22 protein-coding genes, 1 pseudogene and 1 riboswitch are annotated in these 22,529 nt (G+C 57.1%); of the genes and pseudogenes, 4 read left to right on the top strand and 19 right to left on the bottom strand.

Annotated elements, in window-relative coordinates; genetic code table 11:
* Window positions 1–336: 336 nt before the first annotated feature.
* The 7 genes and pseudogenes from cobK to F1381_RS13185 form a co-directional block, all read right to left on the bottom strand.
* Window positions 337–1,125 carry a precorrin-6A reductase gene (gene cobK / locus F1381_RS13210; protein ID WP_151735330.1) on the bottom strand — a complete coding sequence of 263 codons (789 nt, stop codon included), beginning with the start codon at window positions 1,123–1,125 and terminating at the stop codon, window positions 337–339.
* The gene (locus F1381_RS29180) at window positions 1,122–2,453 is read right to left on the bottom strand and encodes a sirohydrochlorin chelatase (protein ID WP_425495273.1); all 1,332 of its coding nucleotides are present in this window, start codon (window positions 2,451–2,453) and stop codon (window positions 1,122–1,124) included. Before F1381_RS29180 ends, cobK begins: the two co-directional genes overlap by 4 nt.
* A gap of 263 nt (window positions 2,454–2,716) precedes the next feature.
* A pseudogene (cobJ, locus tag F1381_RS29280) lies at window positions 2,717–3,545 on the bottom strand (precorrin-3B C(17)-methyltransferase); the annotation flags it as partial.
* Between the two features lie 654 nt (window positions 3,546–4,199).
* Window positions 4,200–5,090 (bottom strand): energy-coupling factor ABC transporter ATP-binding protein, encoded by an 891-nt coding sequence (locus F1381_RS13200; protein WP_151735328.1) that lies wholly within the window; start codon window positions 5,088–5,090, stop codon window positions 4,200–4,202.
* 107 nt (window positions 5,091–5,197) lie between these two features.
* Entirely contained in the window at window positions 5,198–6,010 is an 813-nt protein-coding gene (gene cbiQ, locus F1381_RS13195) for a cobalt ECF transporter T component CbiQ (protein ID WP_187355335.1), read from the bottom strand.
* Window positions 5,994–6,287 (bottom strand): energy-coupling factor ABC transporter substrate-binding protein, encoded by a 294-nt coding sequence (locus F1381_RS13190; protein ID WP_151735326.1) that lies wholly within the window; start codon window positions 6,285–6,287, stop codon window positions 5,994–5,996. Before F1381_RS13190 ends, cbiQ begins: the two co-directional genes overlap by 17 nt.
* Entirely contained in the window at window positions 6,284–7,051 is a 768-nt protein-coding gene (locus tag F1381_RS13185; RefSeq protein ID WP_151735325.1) for an energy-coupling factor ABC transporter permease, read from the bottom strand. The genes F1381_RS13190 and F1381_RS13185 overlap by 4 nt, the downstream gene beginning before the upstream one ends.
* Window positions 7,052–7,292: 241 nt before the next feature.
* Window positions 7,293–7,488, bottom strand: a riboswitch (cobalamin riboswitch).
* 149 nt (window positions 7,489–7,637) lie between these two features.
* Here F1381_RS13185 and F1381_RS13180 point away from each other — a divergent pair.
* Window positions 7,638–8,576, top strand: a complete 939-nt coding sequence (locus F1381_RS13180) for an ArsR/SmtB family transcription factor (protein ID WP_151735324.1) — start codon at window positions 7,638–7,640, stop codon at window positions 8,574–8,576.
* Window positions 8,577–8,801: 225 nt separating this feature from the next.
* Here the strand turns inward: F1381_RS13180 and F1381_RS13175 are convergent, their stop codons facing one another.
* Both F1381_RS13175 and F1381_RS13170 read right to left on the bottom strand, forming a co-directional pair.
* Window positions 8,802–9,077 (bottom strand): DUF6171 family protein, encoded by a 276-nt coding sequence (locus F1381_RS13175; protein ID WP_151735323.1) that lies wholly within the window; start codon window positions 9,075–9,077, stop codon window positions 8,802–8,804.
* A gap of 12 nt (window positions 9,078–9,089) precedes the next feature.
* Window positions 9,090–10,583: an alpha-N-arabinofuranosidase gene (locus F1381_RS13170; RefSeq protein ID WP_151735322.1), complete on the bottom strand. Its 1,494-nt coding sequence runs from the start codon at window positions 10,581–10,583 to the stop codon at window positions 9,090–9,092.
* A 269-nt stretch (window positions 10,584–10,852) separates the two neighbouring features.
* Here F1381_RS13170 and F1381_RS13165 point away from each other — a divergent pair, with 269 nt between their 5' ends.
* Both F1381_RS13165 and F1381_RS13160 read left to right on the top strand, forming a co-directional pair.
* Complete coding sequence (locus F1381_RS13165; protein ID WP_151735321.1) at window positions 10,853–11,698, top strand: ATP-binding cassette domain-containing protein; 846 nt, start codon at window positions 10,853–10,855, stop codon at window positions 11,696–11,698.
* Between the two features lie 4 nt (window positions 11,699–11,702).
* On the top strand, window positions 11,703–12,413 hold the full coding sequence (locus F1381_RS13160) for a hypothetical protein (RefSeq protein WP_151735320.1): 711 nt from the start codon (window positions 11,703–11,705) through the stop codon (window positions 12,411–12,413).
* A 63-nt stretch (window positions 12,414–12,476) separates the two neighbouring features.
* On the opposite strand, the gene F1381_RS13155 is transcribed toward F1381_RS13160, so the two are convergent.
* The 9 genes from F1381_RS13155 to F1381_RS13115 all read right to left on the bottom strand — a co-directional run bounded on the left by F1381_RS13155 (window position 12,477) and on the right by F1381_RS13115 (window position 19,747).
* The gene (locus F1381_RS13155; RefSeq protein ID WP_151735319.1) at window positions 12,477–13,394 is read right to left on the bottom strand and encodes a class I SAM-dependent methyltransferase; all 918 of its coding nucleotides are present in this window, start codon (window positions 13,392–13,394) and stop codon (window positions 12,477–12,479) included.
* A gap of 232 nt (window positions 13,395–13,626) precedes the next feature.
* Window positions 13,627–14,553, bottom strand: a complete 927-nt coding sequence (locus F1381_RS13150) for a 5'-3' exonuclease (RefSeq protein ID WP_151735318.1) — start codon at window positions 14,551–14,553, stop codon at window positions 13,627–13,629.
* A gap of 313 nt (window positions 14,554–14,866) precedes the next feature.
* Entirely contained in the window at window positions 14,867–15,232 is a 366-nt protein-coding gene (locus F1381_RS13145) for a Spx/MgsR family RNA polymerase-binding regulatory protein (protein ID WP_187355334.1), read from the bottom strand.
* A 48-nt stretch (window positions 15,233–15,280) separates the two neighbouring features.
* Window positions 15,281–16,249: an RluA family pseudouridine synthase gene (locus tag F1381_RS13140; RefSeq protein WP_151735316.1), complete on the bottom strand. Its 969-nt coding sequence runs from the start codon at window positions 16,247–16,249 to the stop codon at window positions 15,281–15,283.
* 1 nt (window position 16,250) lies between these two features.
* On the bottom strand, window positions 16,251–16,817 hold the full coding sequence (locus F1381_RS13135) for a cob(I)yrinic acid a,c-diamide adenosyltransferase (RefSeq protein ID WP_151735315.1): 567 nt from the start codon (window positions 16,815–16,817) through the stop codon (window positions 16,251–16,253).
* A 233-nt stretch (window positions 16,818–17,050) separates the two neighbouring features.
* Window positions 17,051–18,271 (bottom strand): aminotransferase class I/II-fold pyridoxal phosphate-dependent enzyme, encoded by a 1,221-nt coding sequence (locus F1381_RS13130; protein ID WP_187355333.1) that lies wholly within the window; start codon window positions 18,269–18,271, stop codon window positions 17,051–17,053.
* Between the two features lie 13 nt (window positions 18,272–18,284).
* Window positions 18,285–18,785 (bottom strand): Lrp/AsnC family transcriptional regulator, encoded by a 501-nt coding sequence (locus F1381_RS13125; protein ID WP_151735314.1) that lies wholly within the window; start codon window positions 18,783–18,785, stop codon window positions 18,285–18,287.
* Window positions 18,786–19,089: 304 nt separating this feature from the next.
* Complete coding sequence (locus F1381_RS13120; RefSeq protein WP_151735313.1) at window positions 19,090–19,482, bottom strand: spore coat protein; 393 nt, start codon at window positions 19,480–19,482, stop codon at window positions 19,090–19,092.
* A 31-nt stretch (window positions 19,483–19,513) separates the two neighbouring features.
* Window positions 19,514–19,747, bottom strand: a complete 234-nt coding sequence (locus F1381_RS13115; RefSeq protein ID WP_151735312.1) for a hypothetical protein — start codon at window positions 19,745–19,747, stop codon at window positions 19,514–19,516.
* 178 nt (window positions 19,748–19,925) lie between these two features.
* Between F1381_RS13115 and F1381_RS13110 the strand changes: the two genes are divergently transcribed.
* Window positions 19,926–21,161, top strand: coding sequence for an NAD(P)/FAD-dependent oxidoreductase (locus tag F1381_RS13110; RefSeq protein ID WP_151735311.1), 1,236 nt, complete (start codon window positions 19,926–19,928; stop codon window positions 21,159–21,161).
* 103 nt (window positions 21,162–21,264) lie between these two features.
* On the opposite strand, the gene F1381_RS13105 is transcribed toward F1381_RS13110, so the two are convergent.
* Window positions 21,265–22,467, bottom strand: coding sequence for an MFS transporter (locus F1381_RS13105; RefSeq protein ID WP_151735310.1), 1,203 nt, complete (start codon window positions 22,465–22,467; stop codon window positions 21,265–21,267).
* Between the last annotated feature and the right edge of the window lie 62 nt (window positions 22,468–22,529).

Raw genomic sequence — 22,529 nt, 5'->3', positions numbered from 1 at the left:
CCTCTGGCATGCGCGCTTACGGCAGCGAACCCCGCTTGCAGGTTCTTCCCGCTTTACTACTGCAGCCGACCGGCATAATAATTGCAATTCGTGCAGCTATAATCCCGCTGTAGCCCCGTATTATTAAGATAATTGCATGCTGTACAGCTATAAACGGCACGTTTCTGCTATATGGCGCTTGAGCAGGATTATAGTTGCAGCAAGTACAGTTAACGCCAAAAAATATGCTAAGCTCCGAAAAATAAGTGTACACAATACAGTTAAGCGCGAGGATCACTCGGGCGGCGGTTATCAGAAGGTTCATCGGCGTGCTGCCAGTGCCGTAAGCTCCACGCTCTATTCCGCCGATCGCAGCTCCGGCGCGGCCAGAAGCGCCTCCGTCAGTTCCCCGAAATTATCAAATGTACGCACCGCTTCATAAGCCGTCCGGGGCCGGGAGATGAGAATCACCTGCAGCCCCATGTCCAGTGCGGCATACAGCTTCTCGTCGAGCGAGCCTTCCGCCCCGCTCTCTTTGGTAATCATCACCTCTGTCCCGTACTGGCGGAACATGGCTTCATTCAACTCCCGTGAAAAAGGTCCCTGCAGCGCAATAATATTACGCTGCTCAATGCCAAGCTCGAGACAGCGGGCAATGTTCTCCAGGCAGGGCAGGAGCCGCACCGTCAGGCGGATCTGCGGGTCCCCGAGCAGCTGCGCGGCGAAAATCTCCAGCGTCTTGCCTCCGGTCGTCAGCATCACCGAGCCTTTCAGCGCCTTGGCCTGGAGCGCTGCGGCCTCATAAGTAGGAACCCGGATCAGCCGGGGATGATCGGCATAGGACTGGCTGCGCCGTTCATAACGGTAGCAGGGCAGGCCGAGTGCCGCTGCGGCTGCGGCAGCATTGGCATGCGCCTCCTCCGCGTAAGGATGGCTGGCATCCACGACTGCGCGGAATCCGCCTTCGCGCAGCACGCGGACCATGCCCTCACGGTCCAGTCTGCCCGTGATCGCGCGGATACCGGCCTCGGCCAGCCTGTCTGAAGCGCTCGGCGTCACCACGGACGCGAGCAGCGGCAGACCATGCCCGTGAAGCATCACCGCCAGCTCCCGGGCATCGCTGGTTCCGCATAGCATCAGAATCATCGGACGGGTGTCTCCGCGTCCCCGTGCTGCACTGCCGCAGCCGGTGAGACTGCGGCCGCTGCTCCTTGATCTTCGTCATGGCGGTGACTGTTATCATGCTCATGCCCATGGATATGGCTATGGCTATGACTGTGATCGTGACCGTGCGCATGCCCGAAGCCGTGATCGTGGCTGTGACTATGCCCATGATCGTGGTCGTGATCATGCCCGTGGCTGTGATTATGGCTATGGCTATGCCCATGGTTATGTTGACGGTTCGCAGCCGCAGCGGAACGGTAGCCGCAGGTATCGCAGTTCATTCCGGCCTGCCCGGCGAGTGTCTCTCCGATCCGTTCATCCAGGATATCGGTGAATAGCGGATGGGTGCCGATATAACTGCCGAGCTCGACGGCTATTTCCGGATGAGCATCGGCGAAGGCTTGTACCGCCGCCTCAAACTGCCTCATCAGCACTCCGGTAAAGAGCAGGTACGGCAGCACGATGATGCGGCGTGCCCCGAGCGTCAGGCAGCGGGCAAGGCCTTCCGGCAAGGAAGGCTTCGCCACAGCGATAAAGCAGCTTTCCACGCTTAAATAGGAGGTCTGCTCCCACAGCATCCTGCCCAGCTTGCAGAGATCGCTGTTGGCATCGGGATCACTGCCTCCGCGGCCCATCAGCAGCACAACCGTATCCTGGTCCCGGACGGAAACGCCCGCATGGTTCACGGCATATGGTTCGTCTCCGGAGCTTATCCCGTCAGGAAAGCTCAGTACTCCCGCCAAATCTGCCTTTCCTGCGTAAGCTGTTGCAGTCCCGGACCGCTTCGGACCGGTCAATCCCGCAGCAATCTCCGCACTGACATCATCTTTTCCTGCGGTTTCTTCTGTATAGTTCTTGCTCCCTGATCCCATTGCCTCACTTGCAGGACCTGACTCATCTATAGCGGAGGCCGGTAATCCGTCTTGTCCAAAATCACCGCTTCCCGGCAAACGGCGTGTCTGCTTCGCCATCTCCGGCTGCAGCCGGACCGCTTCCGCAATCCGGTCCAGCAGAATTTGCACCGCCCGCTCCTGTACACCGACAGGCCGTCCGTATACAAATTCCACAGCGGGATAGTTCTTCCGGGCCCAGTCCAGAGCTGCAGGAATATCCAGCTTGGCATGGCCTGCGGCAAACAGGATGATCGGCACTATATAGATCCGCCCCGCCCCTGCCCGCACGCAGAGCTCAACCCCCTCGGCAATGGATGGGGAAGCGAGCTCGATAAAACAAGTCTCGATGTGCAGTCCGGGTCTGCGCTCCGCCAACCCAGCTGTAAACCTGCGCAGCTCCTCGTTCCCTTCTGTCACCCGGCTGCCGTGTCCGACCAGCAGCACCGCGCTCTGCCGGCCGTCTGTCTGCGAATCTGCACCCGCTTTATCTTGTACTGCCGAGCACGCCAGTGTAGCGTCCTGCCGGCCGTCTGTCTGCGAATCTGCACCCGCTTTGTCTTGTACAGCCGCCCATGCCCGTGCAGCACCCTCTGGCCCGGCTACGACATTTGTACCGGCTACGATATCCGCATTCTCCGGCACCGGCGAGACAGCTCTTCCGCTCCGCGGCTGAGCCGAAGCCAGCGCCCACGGCTCGGCCGCCGCGCGCAGCCGCTCATGCGGCTTCAGCGCCTGCACTTCCTCGCTTAGGCTATATTTGCGCTCGTAACCGCGCGGAGTGACCATAAGCCCTTCGTAGACTCTGGTCGCAGAATTGCCTATAATCACCGTGGACAGCATGCCGATCTCCTCCGTAAACATCTCCTGCAGCGTGGTAACCACGGTCTGCTGACGCTCGCGGTAGGCGCTTTTGACAATGCCGACCGGAGTCGACGGATCGCGGTAGCGCAGCAGAATCTCGCGCGCCTCCTCAATCTGTCGCGTGCGCTTGCCGCTGCGCGGATTGTAGAAAGCGATGACGAAGTCCGCCGCAGCCGCAGCTTCAACCCGTGCCGCAATGCTCTCCCATGGAGTCAGGTGGTCGCTGAGACTGATGCTGCAGGCATCGTGCATGACCGGGGCGCCAAGCAGCGAAGCGCAGGATTGCATGGCCGAAATACCGGGAATCACTTCGACCCGGACCCCGGTCTCCGGCTTCCAGCCCCGCTCCATAAGCACTTCATAGACCAGGCCTGCCATGCCGTACACCCCCGCGTCGCCGCTGGAAATGACGGCCACCGCCTGTCCAGCTTCCGCTCTGCGCACGGCCTCCTGCGCACGGCTGACCTCCTCGGTCATGCCGGTTCCCACAATCTCCTGGTGTTTCAAAAGCGGCCTGATCAGTTCAACATAGGTGTTATAACCGATCACCGCTTCACTTTCTTCAATGGCGGCCAGCGCCCGGCCGGTAATATGCTCCAGCGCCCCCGGCCCGAAGCCGACCACCATCAGCTTTCCTTGTTTGTTCATGTACTGTTCCTCCGTTTCCGCTGTTCCGCTGGACTATTCGCATGCCTTCGTGTCTCCTAATGGACAGGGCGCAACTCTAAATGTATCTGGTACATTGCCATATCGCTTAAGCAAACTTACCGGCTCAGGCACCAAAACAGCTCATGCCAGCCAGCCTGTATCTCGACACGCATCGGTTGATCAGCCGGACCCATGCTATTCTGAAGCACACCGGAAAGGCTAATTCTAAAATAAAGGCATTTACTACCTCTAATTTCAGCCTGTAATCCAATTTCAGCAGATTAGTGGTATTTCCTACCTCTAATCCTATTAAATTTATCTATTTAGTCCATATATGGGGAATTAAGAGTAGTTTTTACCTCTATTTTCTTGGACCTGGGTGCCAGCAAAAATCAGAGGCAGTTTTTACCTCTATTGCACCTACCAGTGGCATCAACGTTTTTAGCAAGCACTGTAAACCCAGCCTGCCTAGCGACAACAATACTTTTGTATTTATTTTCTGTTCGAAGGAGCACCCTCTGGCCTTGATCCGCACTTAATCCCCACTTGATTCCCACTTGGTCCGCACCTGATTGTACCTAGCACAGCTCCCTCAGCCTTCATGCCTGTGGACAGCTTTACTCCTCGTCTCCGCGATCCCCCCGCGTAATCTGCTCATGCTTTGTCCGGTATCTCCATCCCATCTTCCCGGCATTCCGGTGTGCCGCTCTGTGCGAGCAGCTCCGTCAGCACTCCCAGGAATTGTTCGGCGTCCCGGGGCGCCGGCCGGCCGGCGACATAGTGCCGGGGCAAGCCGGCCCACAGATCGGCAAGCAGCGGCATGGCAAGTCCAGCCGGTAACCGGTTATCCCCGCCGGCGAAGATCTCCTCCGGACGCCCGGACGCCCGGCAAGTACCATGATCGAGCACAATAATCCAGTCCGCCCAGCGGTAAGCCAGGTTCATGTCATGGGTTGCCATCACCAGTGTGGCGCCTTCGCTGCAGGCGGTCTCCAGACCGGCTAGCAGCTGAGTCTCCGATAGCGGATCGAGGTAAGAGGTCGGCTCGTCGAGCAGAAGGAGCTCCGGCCGCATCGCCAGCACACCGGCAAGGGAGACGCGCTTCTTCTGTCCCATGCTGAGCTGATGGATGGGCCGGTCGCGCAGCCCGGCCAGTCCGAGCTGCTCCAGTACCTCCAGGCAGCGGCTGCGTATCTCTCCTTCCTCCAGGCCGGCACCCCGCAGCCCGAATGACACATCTTCCAGCGGTGTGCCCAAAATGAGCTGCTGCTCAGGGTCCTGCAGCACCAGGCCGACGGCGCGGCGCAGGCCGGCGAGTTCTTTTTTGGAATAGCCGAGAACTTCTCCCGCCTTAAGAATCTGGCCGTGCTGCGGGCGCAATACCCCGACGGCATGCAGAAAAAAAGTCGATTTGCCGGAGCCGTTATGGCCGATCACCGCCGTTTTGAGCCCTTTGGGGATCGTCACAGTCAAATGGTTCAGCGCCGGCTCTGCAGCATCCGGGTATTGGTATACGACATTTTCAAAGGTCAAGCTGGCTTCCATATTCATCTGTCTCCTTCACCGCCGGCGCGCATGAACAAGTTGCCGGTCTTTGCTGTAACAATTGCCTGCTCGCTTACCCATTTCACTATCTGTCACGCCCGCAGAGCTTAAAGCCCGCAGCTTCTGAATCCCTCAGACGCCAAGGCTGGAAGGAGCCACAGCTGGGCCACCAGCAACACAGCAATGCCGGCTGCCGCCCGCGCTGCAAGGCCGGACGGCAGCTTGCGCTGCTCTGCCGGCGGCAGGGCGATTTCGCCCGTATATCCGCGCACTGTCATCCCCTGCGCGAGTCCGCGGTAACGGCGCATCGCGCCGGCCAGGAGCGCGCTGCCCAGCCCCGCCGTCTCCTTCAGCGTAATTCTGCGCCCGCCGCCGCGCAGCCGCCTTGCCAGCAGGAGACCATGCGCCGTGTCGCTCAGCAGGAACAGAAAGCGGTACGTGACCAGCATCAGCTCCAGCACAAGCTGCGGCAGCCGCAGTCTGCGCAGCACCTGCAGCAGTTCCATGAACGGTGTCGTCAGCATCAGGAACAGGAAGCAGGACAGGCAGGCCATCACTCTGGCCAGCAGCAGCCCTGCGCGGCTGACACCTTCTGCTGTAACATACAGCTGAAGTCCGCCCGTCAGCGGAAGACCCATGGCCGTCCCGGCATTTCCCGGCTGTCCCAGCTCTACCAGCAATGCCGGCAGGCTGAGCGCGTAGAAGAGCAGCGCCGTGCCGAAGAGCATTCCGTAGGCGCGCAGCGGAATCCCCGCATGGCGCAGGCACCAGTGCATCATCCACCCGCAAATCACCAGCTGCAGCGCCGGATGAAGTGTATAGGAAAGCACAAGCATCACGGCGGTGAACAGGCTTTTCCACAGCGGCGGCACGGCCCGCAGGGCGTTGCGGTAGGACAGGTCGTCAATTCTTCTTAGCATGGGCACTGCGCCGTTCGCCTCTGCCCTTCCACAGTCCGGCGGCATAGCCGATTACTCCGGCGCCGACAGCCGCCTGCAGGGCGAACAGCATGCTTTCGGTCTCGCCCGGCAGCTCGGTCAGCGGCTGGAACCAGGGCTCATAGGCCGGGGCAATCTCACCGATGGCCCCTTCGGCTGCATCGTCCGCTCCGCCGAATTCGCCGTTTACCAGCAGCAGCGGTAAAATAATCAGCAGAACCACAACCAGCAGCATCGCTGCATTTTTCCATTTACTCATTTGGAGAAACCTCCTTTGGCCTCACGCTTCAAAAGCGCCAGCTCGCCCGGACTGTACGATTTCAGCCAGTTCCAGAGCAGAACGGTCAGCAGCCCCTCACTGATGGCCAGCGGGATTTGCGTCACGGCAAAGATCCCGCCAAACTTCAGTAACGATGCGGCAAAGCCGCCGTCCGCCGCCGGAAAAGCGGCAGCCAATTGCACCGAAGTCACCACATAGGTGGTCAGGTCGGCGATGGCCGCAGCCATAAATACAGCCAGACGCTCACGCTCTGAAGTTCGCATAATCAGTTTGTAAACTCCGTAACCGGCCAAGGGTCCTGCCACCGCCATCGAAAAAGCATTCGCGCCGAGTGTAGTCAGCCCGCCATGGGCCAGCAGCAGTGCCTGAAACACCAGCACTATTGATCCAATGACACTCATCGGCAGCGGTCCCAGCATCACAGCGCCGAGTCCGGTGCCGGTCGGATGCGAGCTGCTGCCCGTCACCGACGGCAGCTTCAGCGCCGACAGTACAAAGGTGAACGCTCCGGAAAGCCCGAGCAGCAGCTTCAGATCCGGATTGTCCTTCGTCATCCGGTTCAGCTTCCATATCCCCAGCCCGAAAAACGGCAGGAACGCCGCCCACCAGAAGACCGCCCAGCCCAGCGGCAAAAAGCCTTCCATAATGTGCATCGCATGGGCGGTCCCCGGCTCGTTCACCAGAAAATAAACGGCAAACCCGCAGACCAGCACCGCCAGCTTCCACTTTCTCCGACCTTTCATTCCCTCTCCTCCAAGCTTTTGATAAATAGACATCCCGAAAACAAAAAAACTCTCACCCTCGGGGGTGAAAGCCATGTACGTCATACTCAGCATAAAGGGAGTAGCCGCTGCCAAAACACCCGCAAACTGTCCTCTCCGGATAGAAAAGCGCCCATAAATGGCAATTCCTTACTTTCCGTGACCATGCGAATGCCTGTATCCCCTATGCTGTTCCGTACACCGCTCCTATCCGCGAAGAGTCCTGGTGTGCGCAGACAAGGTAGGTCTCCTGGCTCGGAATACAAGCGCCGCTGCTTCCCCTTCCCCGGAACCTACTGGACCGAGTGGCATCTGAAGCCGGCTTTTCCTTACAGTGGCGGGACCGCTCGGGAGTTGCACCCGATTCCCTGTTACCCCTGTGCAATGAATGCAAGGGCACCTTGTTTGACCGCTTAATAATCTTGGATATTATATGGGAACAAGCTGTTAGGCGTCTATGACAAAAGTAGCCGTCTTGCAGCCGGGAACTTCCACACCATGAAGCTTGTAAGAAAGCCACTCAAATAATATAATTATTAACTATATAAAGATGAACCGGAGGCATAGCATGAAACTTGATCTTACCGAACAATCTTTGCCGGTCTACGAAGCGCTGGCGAGTACCGTACGTCTGCGCATGCTCCGCCTGCTGGCGCTGCGCCCGATGAATGTCAAGGAGCTCGCCGCAGCGGCCAACCTCAGCAGCGCCATCATGACCATGCATGTACGCAAGCTGGAAGCCGCCGGTCTGATCTCCACCCACATGGCTCCCGGACGCAGCGGACTGCAAAAAATCTGCTCCCTGGCCGCCGACCGCGCCGAAATTGAGTTTCCCGGCCATGTGCTGGAAGCTCGCAGATCTCACCGCAAAGAGATCCCGGTCGGGCATTATTCCGATTTCCGGATCGAACCGACCTGCGGACTGGCAACCGCCGAGCGGATTGTCGGCAGCTTTGACGACCCGCGTTATTTCTGGGACCTGGAACGGATGAACGCCGGCATTCTCTGGTTCGGCAAAGGATATGTCGAATACAAAATCCCCAATTTCCTGCTCTCCAGCCAGCGGCCGGAGGAGCTCTGCATCACGATGGAAATCGCCTCGGAAGCGCCGTCGATCAACAACAACTGGCCGTCGGATATTACGTTCACCTTGAACGGCGTCCGGCTCGGATACTGGACCAGTCCGGGCGACTACGGCGACAGCCGCGGCAAATATACGCCCGCCTGGTGGCCGGCGTATACGAATCAGTACGGGCTGCTCAAGCAGCTGCGCATCACCCCGCAGGGGACATTCATGGACGGGCATAAGCTCTCCGATGTAACACTGGCACAGGTGGGTATCCGCGATAAGCAATGGACCTTCCGAATGTCGGTGGAGGATGACGCCGAGCATATCGGCGGTCTGACCCTGTTCGGCAAGGGGTTCGGCAACTATAACGAAGATATGGCCTTCGAGCTGTTCTATACCGACGCCTCCGCCGATTCCGGCGCAGAAGTGCAGAAATGACGCCGGGCAGTGTCTTGAATCTTAAGACAGTACAAAGCAAACAAACCGTATCAGGCAAGGAAAGATTTCCTTGTCCGATACGGTTTTTTCATTCTATGCATGATCTGCGACGGCCTTTGCAGAGGGCTCCGCGAGGGCAATGCCCCGCCCTTCTGATATAACCTCGCGGAACGTCCGGCCCTGTATGACTCACTCCATGACTCACACCATGACTCACACCATGACTCACTCCGCCACCGGCTGCCACAAGCCGCCGCCGGGCAGCGGGCAGCCGCGGTCCTTAAGCTTCGCTACAACGGGAATGATACAGCCGCAGGCCCTGCAGGTCACGCCGTCCTGCAGCTTCGGGCATGCCGCGCAGATCGCAACCCGCCGGGCATATACTTCGTCAGATGCGGTATTATGCGCGTTAAACATGGAAGAGGCCAAAATCCGGGCAATCTGCGCTTCCGTAACCTTGTAGTCATCCCGGCATCCCTTGCAGGCCGATGTTGTCGCCATGTCCGCTGCCCCTTACGCCTGTGGTGTAATTTCCAGCACAAGGACCGACATCGGGGGCAGTACTGCCGTCAGGATATCGCCTTCCAGCGTGAAGTCCGTGAAGGCCTTAGGCGCCACGTTCTCCGGCTGACTGAAGGTATTGTGCGCATCCATAGCATCGCCGGCCAGAACCGTACCGGTCACCCCCGCCTTCCCGGCGAGTCCCCGCAGCTCAAGCGGCACCGACACTGCGGCAATATGGTTCAGATTGCACAGGCTGATATGGATGACGCCTTCGGCCGTAACTGATGCCGACGCGGAGATCTCGGGAATTTCCCGGCCGTCGAAGCTGTAATTGCCGCAATCTACGGTCAGCTCCAGCAGCTCCGCATCCTGATGCACTTTGTACATGTTGAACACATGATACGTCGGGGTCAGCAGCATTTTCTCTCCTTCGGTCAGAATGACAGCCTGCAGTACGTTAACGGTCTGGGCGATATTCGCCATCCGCACCCGGTCAGAGTGCTTGTGGAAGATGTTGAACGTGAGGCCGGCCACCAGCGCGTCGCGGATGCTGTTCTGCTGGTACAGGAAGCCCGGGTTGGTCCCCGGCTCGACATCGTACCAGGTGCCCCATTCATCGACGATCAGGCCGACTCTTTTCTCCGGATCGTACTTATCCATAATCGTACTGTGGCGGGTAATCAGCTCATCCATGCGCAGCGCCTTCTCCAGCGTCGAGAACCACTCCGCCGGCGCAAAGCCGGTTGCCGCGCCCTTGTTCTCCCAGCTTGGCAGCGGGAGTGTATAGTAATGCAGTGTCAGCGCATCCATAAAGCGTCCTGCTTCGCGCATCAGCACTTCCGTCCAGTTATAGTCGTCGACATTCGCCCCGCAGGCAATGCGGTGAATCTTGTTGTCGCCGTAGTTGCGCACGTAGGTCTGATAACGCCGGTACAGATCGGCATAATATTCCGGACGCATGTTGCCGCCGCAGCCCCAGTTCTCATTGCCCACGCCAAAATATTTGACCGCCCACGCTTCTTCCCGGCCGTTCTCCCGGCGCAGCTCTGCCATCGGGGATACACCGTCAAAGGTCAGATATTCCACCCACTCCGACATTTCCTGTACGGTTCCGCTGCCGACATTGCCGTTGATGTACGGCTCGCATTCCAGCATCGCGCACAGCTCCATGAACTCATGGGTGCCGAAATGGTTGTTCTCTACCACACCGCCCCAGTGCGTATTGATCATCCGTTTGCGGCCTTCGCGCGGGCCGATGCCGTCCTTCCAGTGGTACTCGTCGGCGAAACAGCCGCCCGGCCAGCGGAGCACGGGTATTCTGATTTCCTTAAGCGCTTCCACAACATCGTTGCGGATTCCTTTCGTATTGGGAATCGGCGAATCCTCGCCTACCCAGATTCCTTCATAAATGCAGCGACCCAGATGCTCGGAGAAATGCCCGTAAATATTTCTGTCAATCTTCCCTTTGCGGATATCCGCGTTAAGTACGGCGCGTTGAGCCATGTAAAAAGCCACCTTCCCATAATGGTTAATATCAATATTAATAAAGTAATTCAGACATTAACATTATAAGCAGTTCACCGCCGCCGCGTCAATCTTTAAGCAGGGATAGAGAACCGCCAATAGCCGTTTCGGCTTGCGCATGTACAGCCTCCTATCGGATAACCATTTGAGAATTACTAACAACAAAGTGACATTCTGCTAGAATCAAGTTAGAATAAGTGGCAGCATTCCGCAATAAACGCACCTGTTCATAGGGAGGACTCAGAATTATGCAGGAACCCATCGTAGAACTGAAGCAGGTAACCAAAAGTTATCCCGGCAAACTTGTACTCTCATCCGTCTCACTGGCCATCCGCCGCGGGGAGGCAATGCTGCTGGTAGGCGGCAACGGCTCAGGTAAGAGCACCCTGATCCGGCTCATCGGCGGATTCACCGCCCCTACTTCCGGCAGCCGCCAGGTCCATGAAGCCCGGCCGCCCAAGATCGGCTTTATGCCTGACCGCTTCCCGAAGCATAAATTCACATCCGAGGAGTATCTGATGCACATGGGCCGGATTCAAGGCTTGCCGAAAGAAGGCCTGGGCAGGCGTATCCATGACTTACATGCGCTTTATGGGCTGCCGCTGGCTTCTCAGCCGATGCGTTCCTTCTCCAAAGGGATGCTGCAAAAAGTCAACCTGATGCAGGCCGTGCTGACAGCCCCCGATCTGCTGCTTCTGGACGAGCCGCTGTCGGGTCTGGATGACCCGTCGGTGCAGGAATTGTGCGGCGCGCTGCAGGAACTGAAGGAGCAGAACGTAGCCATTGTCATATCCACACATGAACCGGCGGCGCTAACCGGCATTGCGGACCGGATCATCACTGTGCAGAATGCCTCGTTGCTCGAAAAGAAACCCGAAGCACCGGGGCCGGAGGAAGCTTCTATTCAGGTGGTATGCCGGCTGCCCGGCGGAGCGCTGCACCCTGATCCTGCTGCCCATCCGGGATTATTATCGGCTGTCCGAGCAGGCGGACAGACCCGGCTGACTGTCCGGGCGGACGTCTGCGACCAGCTTCTGCTGCAGATTCTGCAGGCCGGCGGTTCCATTCTGGAAGTTACCCGGAGAGGAGCATAACCCTATGCTGTCAATTTTGTTTTACTATCACCGGTACTATCTGCGTTCCTACCGTTATACCGCACCTCTGACTGTCTTTCTGATCGCCATGTTCTTCCTCTACGGGGTGGTTCCCAATCCGGTCATGGACAGCTATGCTGCGTCGGCCACTTTGCTCTTTCTGATTGCAGCGTGGCTGTGCTACGGATTTGTCGACCTGGAGGATGACACCCAGCAGGTGATCACATTTCTCCATTCCGGCAAGCTTGCCCTGTTGTATACTGCAAAGCTAATCTATGTATGGCTCTTTACGGTGCCTCTTTCCGTATTCGCCATTGTCTACCCGATTATTTTTGACAAATTTGCTTACACTCCAAGTCTCCGGCAGGCGCTGACCGCCTTGGGCTGCCATCAGCTTGCGGCCCTGCTGGGAATAACGCTGGCTGCCTGGTTCAACGCCAAATTATTCCGGACGGGCCTGATCTCCTTTCTAAGTCTGTGCACTGTGCTTGCCGTTGCGCTCGGAGGCCAGGGGATCATTAACCGCACGTTTCCGGCCATGTCCTGGGTCATTCCGCCTTACCCGGCCATTATGTACGTACTGAACGACCACCCGCAGGCGGAGCTTGCAGCCCCTCCGCAAGGAATTTGGTATCTGGCCTTGTACATAATCATGCTTGCGGTTTCCTATCTTTGGGTGATGAGCCGGCGAAAATTTGACGAGCGCCTCAAATAGCGGAGCCCGCACTTTATCCCGCACCAACAGCCGGTCCCCAGAGCAGGAACCGGCTGTCAGCGCTTAAGCTTTTACCGCATGAATATAATGAATCGTCTCGAAGGCCGACAAATAGTCGTCCCGGTGTTTGAAATAGCGCTGCTGAATATCCTCCGGCGTCAAATGCTCATAAATGAGCAGCCCCGCCCGGGACAATAGCCGCTCCAGCTCAGGATAAGCATAACAGGCTTTCATCGGTTCACCGGCTGCGGCGGTCATACTCAGCATATGCTCCACGCGGCCGTCTAGCCCTCTGGTTTCAAACAACGTTTCATCGGCATAATCGAACACAATGGAGCTTCCCGCCGGAACTTCCGCGAACAAATGCCGCAGCAGATCCTCCAGTTCCGCCTGTGTCAAATAATAAGAAACGCCCAGCAGGCTGAAAAAGGTTCGGCATGACCCACCCCCTGCAGCACCGGACAGTTCCAGATCATCCATACCGCGGGTGAAATCTACCGGTATAAACTGTACATGGTCAGGCACTTCCAAACCGGCTTCCGCCAGTCTGTTCCGTTTGAACTGCTGGGTTGCCGGGTGATCTGCCTCGATAATATTCAGGCTGCCCTGCAGCTCCGGATACCGGTAGGCAAAGCTGTCCAGACCCGCACCGAGGATCACATACCGTCCCGTCCCCAGCTTCACCTCATTCAGCAGCACAGACTCACAGAACGCGGCTCTTGCCAAGGGAGTCGACGACAGCTGTACCTGGGTAACCCATTTCAAAATCTCATCCGGCTGATCCCGGTGCTCCCGCCCGAATTCCGGATTGAAGAAATCAATCCCCTCCACCATATTACGGCTGATGCCGGCAAACTCCTCCTCAGTGATCAGCTTGACCGCTATATTGTCGTCAAAAATTTTCGGCTCGTCATACCGGCTGTGATAGGCGCGGCCAAAGGCCGCTACCATGGAAGTAATACTCGACTCATTCTGTTTCATAAATCCCCCTCCGCAATTGTTGCCCCGCCACGGCAGGGCAGTATAAGACCGGTTGATTTCAGACGATTGCGGGACCCCGAACTGCATGAACCTTATTTCTGCAAATCTTCCTTGCAAAAAAATAAGATCCTCCCTGGCCAGGAGAATCTTAATATACACCAAATTTACTTAACTGTAAATTATAGCATAAATAAAATATTTTGTCAATGATATTGTTCCCTGTAGCTTCGTTTCAGCCCAGCTCGCCCAGCTCAATCTGCACAATTCCCCGCTCATCCGGCACGGAACCGAGCAGATGCAGCAGGCTGCCGAACTCCAGCTCCTGGAACTTGCGGGCGGCATTCTCGCGCTGCAGCTCCCACAGGCACTCCGTCAGCGTACAGACCACCGGCACATCGCGGCGGATTTCCGCCAGCTCGCGCGAGAGATGCAGCATATCAAGGTCGGCCTCGATTTTGGCGCGAACGCCCTTCGGGAGTGCATGCAGATTCTCAATTACGCCTTCGACGGTGCCGTATTCGGTCAGCAGCTTCAGCGCCGTTTTCTCGCCGATGCCCTTCACGCCGGGATAATTATCGCTGGTGTCGCCCATGAAGCCCTTCAGGTCGATCACCTGCGGAGGCGTTAGGCCCTTCTCGGCCATGAGCTCGGCAGGATCGTATACTTTGTAGTTGGAGCGACCTTTTTTCATAATGACAACTTTCACGCGGTCGCTCACCAGTTGCAGCATATCATGGTCACCGGTCAAGATGTAGACCTCGGATTCCTCGCTGAAGCAAGCCGACAAGGTCCCGATGCAATCATCGGCCTCATAACCGGCCAGCCCGATATTCGGTACGCCCAGCTCGGCGACCACCTCTTTGACCAGGTCGAACTGGGGAATGAGCTCCAGCGGAGCCTCGATCCGGTTCGATTTGTAGCCGTCGTATTTCTCGGTACGGAAGGTGCCTTTGCCCATATCCCAGCAGCAGACCACATGGGAAGGCTCGAACGTGCTTACCGCGTCGAAGAAATACTGCAGAAAGCCGTATACCGCATTCGTCGGCAGCCCGGCCTTCGTCTTGCGGATATATCCTCCATATGAGGTTGCATAAAAGGCCCGGAACAGCAGAGCCATTCCATCGACAAGCATTACCCGGCCCTTCAGTTCTGAACTCATGTGTAACCTCTCCTTTAAGTGTGTAATCTGTATGAAACTTGAGCACACTTCTGCCTTATTGTGTGGCTCTTATGTTCAACTTATATAGTTGGAAAATCGCCACCTAATTCCACCAATATGTCGCTTATTGCAAATCTAGTTGGGTATCCTCCACTTAAGCAGGAACGAAAATCAATGATACGCCGATATCGTCCAAATTAAGATGCGGTAATCCACTTAGATGTTTCCAATCCGTAAAAACGGCTAAATTAGTGTGCCAAAATCCATCTATATTAGTTTTGAAAACAACTATCCTTAACTATACCATAGTTCGTCAGGCGTTGCTCCAAGCCTCGCTGTACTGCTCTTCCTTAAAGCCTACAGTAACCTTCTTGCCGTCAGTAACTATCGGCCTTTTAATCAGCATTCCATGCTGCGACAAAAGCTCAAGCTGCTCCTCTTCGCTGAGGCTCGCCAGCTTGTCCTTGAGCCCCAGCTCCTTGTATACTTCCCCGCTGGTGTTGAAGAACTTCTTCAGCGGCAGCCCGCTGTCGGCTACCAGCTTGCGCAGCTCCGCCACGGTCGGCGGCTGCTCGGCAATATGCTGCAGCTCCAGCTCATGGCCCGCTTCCTTCAGCCATTTGACGGCGCTGCGGCAAGTGCCGCACTTCGGATATTGATATACCTTTAATTGGCTCATCGATATTAACTCCGTTTCTGTAACTGAACTGTTGATATTGGCGTGGTGCTACTGCTCCAGCACGCGCTGCAGCAGCGCCATATCCGGCGGCAGCGGCGCTTCGAACACGAGCTGCTCCCGCGAGATCGGGTGGCGGAAGCTCAGCCGCACGGCGTGCAGCGCCTGCCGGGCAATGGCGGCGTCGAGCGCAGCCACCCGGGCAAGCTGTGCCTCTTCCGCCGGCACCAGCTCCCCCTTGCTGTACAGCGGGTGCCGGTACATCCGGTCGCCGACCAGCGGGCAGCCGACCGAGCCCATATGCACCCGGATCTGGTGGGTGCGCCCGCTCTCCAGCTTCAGCTCCACCAGCGACGCGCCCGGGTACCGGGCCTTGACCTCATAGCGGGTCAGCGAGGGATACCCGTCCGGCGTCACGATCCGCCGGTGCGGCTCCGCCGGATCGCGGTCGATCGGGCCGTCAATGTCGCCGCGCGGGGCAGGCGGCGCGCCATGGACAAATGCAGCGTACCGCTTGTCCACCGTTCCGGCAATCATCTGCTCGGAAATATGCTGATGGCTGTACGGATTCTTGGCGATGACCAGCACGCCCGACGTCTCCTGGTCCAGCCGGTGGACGGGACGGAAGCGGTAGCGCTCCCCCTTCGCCGCCCAGTAATGGACCACGCCGTTGGCCAGCGTATCGGTGTAGTGCCCGTGCGTCGGATGCACGATCATCCCGGCTGCCTTGTTCACGGCCAGCAGCTGGTCATCCTCATATAGGATCTCAAACGGAATGTCCTGCGGCATAATATCCTCGGAGGTCTCTTCCTCCATGCGGATCTCCACAAGGTCTCCGGCGCTGACCTTCTCGCTGATATAGACGCGTACTCCGTTCAGCTTTATGCCTTCTTCGGTCAGCTTCAGGCGGGACAGCAGCTTGCGCGATACATCCATCCGCTTCTGCAGGATCGTCTTCAGCAGCCAGCCGTCCTCGGCCGGCGGCACAATATAGGTAATGGGCGGATAGTAGGAGGTCATATCAGTGACGGAACACCTTTTTGCTGCGCACATATTCGACATCAGCTACATCCAGCCGCGTGTTGGCCGTACGGGCCAATGCAAAGAAATAATCGGAGAGCCGGTTGAGATAAATCACAGCCTCCGGATTGATATCCGCGCTTCGTCCGAGCGTTACGGCACGGCGCTCCGCCCGCCGGCAGACCGTACGGCATACATGCAGCACCGACGACAGCTGACTGCCGCCCGGCAGAATGAACCGCTCAAGCACCGGATTCTCCGCCTGCAGCGCGTCGATCCAGCCCTCCAGGCGCACGGCCATTTCCGCTTTGACCTTGTATTTGTTCTCGCTCAGCTTGACGAAAGCGAGGTCGGAGCCGCAGTCGAACAGCTCATGTTGAATCTCCAGCAGCTGCTCCCGGACATCCCCGAACCGTTCGTCGCCCTCCATCAGGCTGCGGGCCTGCCCGACAAAGCAGTTCAGCTCGTCGATGGTGCCGTAGGCTTCGACGCGGACGTCATCCTTGCCGACCCGGCCGCCGATCACTGAAGTTTCTCCTTTATCGCCTGTTCGCGTATAAATCGCCATAGTTTCCCCTCCACAACATCAGTCACATAGATATAGTTTAATCGTTCCGGTAGAGATTAGGCAAATGCCTTCCCGGTTTCTGGAATGTAAATAAATGTAATATGAACACAAAGGTTCAATAGGCAAACAAAACCGCTTCAGCCCTGAAAAGGCTGCTCCTGCAGCCATTCCAAGTGAAGCGGTTCCTCTGGCTTCTTTCTTCAATAAAAGGGATTTGTCCTGGAGCCGGCAGCTCATCCCAGCCGCTCTTGCTCCAGCTTCCGCACGAAGGCGCCGATCCGCTCAATCGCCTCGTTTAGCTGCGAGACCGATGTTGCATAGGAGCAGCGCAGGTAGCCTTCGCCGCCCAGGCCGAAGACGCTGCCCGGTACCGCTGCTACCTTGTATTCGAAGAGCAGCCGCTGGGCGAATTCATCGGAGGTCAATCCCGTGGCGGCAATGCTCGGGAATGCGTAGAACGCGCCCTGAGGCTCGTGGCACTCCAGTCCGGCGTCGCGCAGACCCTTAACGATCAGACGCCGCCGCTGATTGTAGGATTCGACCATCCGGTCTTTCTCCTCCATGCCGTTGTTCAGCGCCTCCAGCGCTGCCACCTGGCCCATCGACGGAGCGCACATCACTGTGTACTGGTGAATCTTCAGCATGGCGGCAATCAGATCGGGGTGGCCGCAGGCATACCCCATCCGCCAGCCGGTCATGGCGAACGCCTTGGAGAAGCCGCTGACGAGGATCGTCCGGTCCTTCATTCCCGGCAGCGACGGGAAGCTGACATGATTGCTGCCGTAAGTCAATTCGGCATAGATTTCGTCGGAGATGACGATCAGGTCGTGCTTCTCGACAATCCGGGCAATCGGCTCCCAATCCTCGCGGTTCATGATCGCCCCTGTCGGATTGCTCGGGTAACAGAGGATCAGAATTTTGGAGCGGGGCGTAATCTTCGCCTCCAGATCCGCAGCATTCAGCTTGAACTGGTTCTCGCCGAAGGTCTCAATGCCGACCGGGACGCCCCCGCCGATCGAGGTGATCGGAGAGTATGAGATATAGCACGGTTCAGGGATCAGGATCTCATCCCCGGGCGTAATCAGCGCGCGCAGCGCCAGATCAATGGCCTCGCTCCCGCCGACGGTGGCGATAATCTCGTCCGCCGGATTGTAATCCACCGCGAAGCGGCTGTGCAAATATTGGGCGATGCCTTCGCGCAGCTCAGGCATTCCCGCATTGGAGGTATAGCCGGTAAAGCCGCGCTCCAGCGAATAGACGCAGGCTTCGCGCACATGCCAGGGCGTCTTGAAATCAGGCTCGCCGACACCGAGTGAAATAATATCCTTGCTGCCTGCCGCCAGATCAAAAAACTTACGGATACCGGACGGCTGAATCTGCTGCACCAGCGGAGCCAGGTAGGACTTCATCGATTTCTCCGCATCTCCGCTGTGTTGTGATTTATTTGTAATCATAGAATGACTTCCTTTACGGAGATATCATCAGGCGGTTGTCTTCTTCATGCTCTTCGAAGATAATGCCGTCTTGCTTGTATTTCTTAAGCGTGAAGTTGGTCTTCGTGGAGAGCACCGAATCAATGGGCGACAGCTTCTCGGAGACGAAATTCGCCACTTCACGCAGATTGCGCCCTTCCACCTCTACCAGCAGATCGAAGGCGCCGGACATCAGATACACTGATTTGACCTGCGGATACATATAAATCCGTTCGGCAATGCCCTCGAAGCCACGGCCGCGTTCCGGGGTAATCTGCACCTCAATCAGCGCCGTTACGCGCTCGTCGTCCACCTTGTCCCAGTTGACCACCGTCGTATATTTGACGATGACATGATCCTGCTCCATTTGTTCGACCGCCGTCTTGATATCCTCTTCTTCGGCTCCAAGCAGCGTCGCCATCAGCTCCGTGGAGGTACGCGCATCCTCCTTGAGCAGTTCCAGCACCTTTTGCTTCAGTTCATCCATTTCCCGCATGCCTTCCCTCCGGATCATTCGTCTTGGCGCCTGTGTTCATGCAGCAGAGCTGCACCACACCACAGCACCGCGAAAAGAGTTTATTATTAATATGACATGAAAATTGCAACTCTGCAAACTAAAATATGCCGCGGCCTGCCTCCTAGACAATGTGCCGTTAACCAATTGAATCCTCCGGAAGCGTACAAAAAACGCCCGCCCTTTCCGGATTCCCGGTAAGAACGGACGTTGATTCAGCTGTAACGCCGGACAAGAATACCGGCTCATAAACAAGTATCAATGCTTCACCCCGCAGGACGCAGGGTTACATATAGTAAGGGTTCTGACTGTGCACATTCGGCTGATGTGCCTGAATGTTGCCTGCCTGGGCATAAGCCCCGGCACCGCCGGTCTTCTGCTGGACGAACTGCTGGCATTTCGTTTGTGTCTGCTGGGCGGTCTGCAGCTGCTTGTCGATATCCTGCCGGAGTGCCTTGCCGGGAGCGGTATACATGTTAAGCTGAGACATTTGGTTATACAGCTCCCCTTGCAGACGGAGTGTATCCATGGTCAGATCAGTGAACGTCCGGCGGACGGAAGGACAATTCGATTCCGTAGCGGCGGTTGTATATTCGCGTACCGTCCGTTTCAAATCCGCCAGCACCGTATTGAGCAAATCTTCATCCGCCATAAAAGCGGAACCGTTTTGTGCGTACACGAGATTACCTCCTATGGTGTAGTGAGTATGATTATTGCGGCTGTGTCGGCGCGTACTGCTGATGCTGCTGCATCAGCTGGATCAAAGCATTCATATGGTGGGTATGGCTGCTGATTTGCTGCAGGCAGATTTGGTGGACGGTCGCATTTTGGGTCACTCCGGCCGTTGCGGCCAGCTGCTTGATCAGCAAATCCTCGTTGGAAATGGAATCGGCGATATATTCCAGCTCCTTGCCGCTTAGCGGCTGCATTTGTGCAGAATGCATGTGCGTAAATCCCTCCTTCAAAATGTTCAAGCAGCCCTTATTATGCCGCGCGGCATCCATCTTTATGTGCCAAGCCGCCCGTATAAGCCGCTGTAAACACTCGCCCGCATAGACGCATGAGAGTAATAGGAGCCGCCAATACTACCGGAGCGAACGGCCTCAAAGGAGAGAAGATGAGATGAATTTAGTCAGCGGACAGCTTCCTTGGAAATACACCTTGCCGGAATTTCCGGCTTATCCTGTTCTTGACGAAGACATTCATTGCGATTGTCTGATTGTCGGAGCGGGCATGGGCGGGGCGATGCTGGCCCACCGTTTGTCGGGGAGCGGGGCAAACACCGTGGTTATTGAGAAAAGAACGGTCGCCGGCGGCAGCTCGCAGGCCAATACCGGACTGCTGCAGACAGCCAACGACAAATCGCTGACCTCCTGTATCCATACCTTCGGGGAAGACAGAGGAGTGCTGTTCTACCGTCTGTGCCAGAACAGCATTAAGGGAATTCTCGAGCTTCCGGGTAAGCTGGACATTGATCCTTATATTGTTCCCCGTTCAAGCTTGCTCTACGCCAGCACCCCGGAGGATGTTGGAATGCTGCGGCAGGAGCATGAGCAATTGCTCGCCCACGGCTTTGACTCCGAGTTCTGGGAGAAGGCCGATATTGCCAGGCGGTATTCCTTTTCGAAGCCGGCCGGTCTGTACTCCCGCGGCGACGCCGAGGCCAATCCGTTCCGGTTGGTTCATGCGCTGATCGCTAAAGCCCATGCTTCCGGAGTACGCGTGTATGAGCACACTGAAGCCCGCCGCTATGAATTCGGCGAGACCGGCGTCGTCTGCCATACCGGCCATGGACGCATCTATGCGCGGAATATCGTGTTCGCCATGGGCTATGAAACCCAGGAAATGAAGAAGGACCGGGGGGCTGAGCTAATCAATACATACGCAGTTATGACCCATCCCCTCTCCGTGCTTCCCAAGTGGCATGAACGCAGCCTTATTTGGGAGACCGCACGCCCGTACCTGTATTTGCGGATGACCCACGACGGACGGATCATCGCCGGGGGCAAGGACGAATCCTTAACCGCTCCGGAGCGCCGGGAGGCGCGTGTGCTGTCGCAATGCAAACGGCTGCTTGAAGAGATCGAAGCCTTGTTTCCCGAGGTAAAGGGCGTGGAAGCCGAATATGCCTGGGGGGCCGTGTTCGGCACCACCCGGGACGGTCTGCCCTATATCGGGCAGCATCCCGAGTATCCGCACTGTTATTTTATCGAAGGCTACGGGGGCAACGGAACGGTCTACAGCATGATTGCTGCCGAGCTGCTGGGCGATACGCTGGCCGGCAAAACCAGGCCCGAGCTGGAGCTGTTCTCGCTGACCCGTACTTCCAAACCGTCACCGCATCAGACGGTATTATAAAATACCCGTTATCTATTTTCTTAAATGATAAGAACAGAACAGACACAAGCCCGGGCGGATAGGTTCGCCCGGGCTTGTGTCTGTTCATAAGAAAGCCGCCCGTTTAATTATGTTTTTCCGCTTTCAGCGGCCGCCGCAGCACCAGCCAGCTGCCCAGCGGAGCGGCCCCCAGTCCGAGCAGCAGTAGCGTAATGACTTGCCGGGAGTCATTAACCGACAAGACGATGATAAAGATGAACATCCCGGCCAGCCGCCCGCACATCAGACTGAGCTCCCTCAGGACCACCAGCTCCACCCGTTTGTCCACACTTGCCGCGTCCGTGCCCATCAGATCGAAGCTGATCGAAGTAATCGGCAGCACGTACAGCGGAAGAAACAGCGAGGTGCCAAGGCCCATGAATAGAAGCATCGCGTAGCTTACTTTCCAGAGCAGCGGGACGATTACGGCAACGAGCAGCAGCCCGCCGGCCAGCATCCCCGCAGCGCGGAAACGGGGCTTGAAATATTTACCGGCCAGATAATAGCTGACAAGCGATACCGCCGAGGTCAGCAGCGCGAATTGTCCCAGCTTGCTTTCTTCCCGGGTCGCGATATAGACCAGCAGGCCGATCAGAAACGAAAACACGCCTTCCCGCATCCCTTCAAACAGCAGGGCCGCCGCCGCTGTCCGCCACGGGCTGTCCTTCCGGCGCAGTTCACGCCACGGCTCGCCCCATAGGTAAGCGCCGCCAGTTTTGCGCTTGCTCAGAAAAAAACTCAGCACCGCCGCCAAGCCATAAATGCATAAAGCAACGATAAATACCATGCGATAGCCGCGCTCACCCTGCAGCCAAGTAATCATCCTTCCCGAGACCCACGGCCCGGCAATGCCGGTGAACGAACCGATCAGCCCCATCCAGCCGTTAAAGAAATCCCGGTTCGCCCTGTCCGTAATTTCGAAATATAAGGTATTAAACGCGAGCCAGAACATTCCGGTGGAGACGCCCAGCGTAAAGCCGAGCGGCCATACATAGGCAGCGGCATGCGCTCCCAGCCAGAGCACCAGCAAATAAAAAAAGCCCGCAACGGCGATTCCCAGCCGCAGGGCGTTCATTTTGCTGTGCTCTTTCACCCATTTTCCGCCCAGCCAGAAGCTGAGGCCGACGGCGATTTGCTGGCTGACGGCAAACCAGCCGATCATGGCGAAGTCCTGCCGGCTTTTCCACAAATATACGTTCACAAATGTGCCTGCCAGCGCATTCGCCAGCACAAACAGCCCGTTGACGCCGAGCAGCAGCGTCGCTTGGCTGCGGTTTGAGCCTTTCATGGCGACTCTTCTCCCCTTCCTTCAGGACATATCCGCTTTAATATGCCCTGAAGCAGAGGCAA

It is taken from the genome of Paenibacillus tengchongensis, from assembly GCF_008973665.1.
GTDB lineage: Bacteria > Bacillota > Bacilli > Paenibacillales > Paenibacillaceae > Paenibacillus_AQ > Paenibacillus_AQ tengchongensis.
This window is presented reverse-complemented; position numbering and strand designations above follow the sequence as displayed.

Coding starts and splice junctions, on each gene's coding strand:
- F1381_RS13170 (WP_151735322.1), bottom strand. CDS start 10,583: ATGGCTCAACGCGCCGTACTTAACGCGGATATCCGCAAAGGGAAGATT.
- F1381_RS13135 (WP_151735315.1), bottom strand. CDS start 16,817: ATGGCGATTTATACGCGAACAGGCGATAAAGGAGAAACTTCAGTGATC.
- F1381_RS13175 (WP_151735323.1), bottom strand. CDS start 9,077: ATGGCGACAACATCGGCCTGCAAGGGATGCCGGGATGACTACAAGGTT.
- F1381_RS13160 (WP_151735320.1), top strand. CDS start 11,703: ATGCTGTCAATTTTGTTTTACTATCACCGGTACTATCTGCGTTCCTAC.
- F1381_RS13130 (WP_187355333.1), bottom strand. CDS start 18,271: ATGATTACAAATAAATCACAACACAGCGGAGATGCGGAGAAATCGATG.
- F1381_RS13110 (WP_151735311.1), top strand. CDS start 19,926: ATGAATTTAGTCAGCGGACAGCTTCCTTGGAAATACACCTTGCCGGAA.
- F1381_RS13150 (WP_151735318.1), bottom strand. CDS start 14,553: ATGAGTTCAGAACTGAAGGGCCGGGTAATGCTTGTCGATGGAATGGCT.
- F1381_RS13145 (WP_187355334.1), bottom strand. CDS start 15,232: ATGAGCCAATTAAAGGTATATCAATATCCGAAGTGCGGCACTTGCCGC.
- F1381_RS13125 (WP_151735314.1), bottom strand. CDS start 18,785: ATGCGGGAAATGGATGAACTGAAGCAAAAGGTGCTGGAACTGCTCAAG.
- F1381_RS13105 (WP_151735310.1), bottom strand. CDS start 22,467: ATGAAAGGCTCAAACCGCAGCCAAGCGACGCTGCTGCTCGGCGTCAAC.
- cobK (WP_151735330.1), bottom strand. CDS start 1,125: ATGATTCTGATGCTATGCGGAACCAGCGATGCCCGGGAGCTGGCGGTG.
- F1381_RS13180 (WP_151735324.1), top strand. CDS start 7,638: ATGAAACTTGATCTTACCGAACAATCTTTGCCGGTCTACGAAGCGCTG.
- F1381_RS13140 (WP_151735316.1), bottom strand. CDS start 16,249: ATGACCTCCTACTATCCGCCCATTACCTATATTGTGCCGCCGGCCGAG.
- cbiQ (WP_187355335.1), bottom strand. CDS start 6,010: ATGCTAAGAAGAATTGACGACCTGTCCTACCGCAACGCCCTGCGGGCC.
- F1381_RS13165 (WP_151735321.1), top strand. CDS start 10,853: ATGCAGGAACCCATCGTAGAACTGAAGCAGGTAACCAAAAGTTATCCC.
- F1381_RS13115 (WP_151735312.1), bottom strand. CDS start 19,747: ATGCATTCTGCACAAATGCAGCCGCTAAGCGGCAAGGAGCTGGAATAT.
- F1381_RS13185 (WP_151735325.1), bottom strand. CDS start 7,051: ATGAAAGGTCGGAGAAAGTGGAAGCTGGCGGTGCTGGTCTGCGGGTTT.
- F1381_RS13200 (WP_151735328.1), bottom strand. CDS start 5,090: ATGGAAGCCAGCTTGACCTTTGAAAATGTCGTATACCAATACCCGGAT.
- F1381_RS13190 (WP_151735326.1), bottom strand. CDS start 6,287: ATGAGTAAATGGAAAAATGCAGCGATGCTGCTGGTTGTGGTTCTGCTG.
- F1381_RS13155 (WP_151735319.1), bottom strand. CDS start 13,394: ATGAAACAGAATGAGTCGAGTATTACTTCCATGGTAGCGGCCTTTGGC.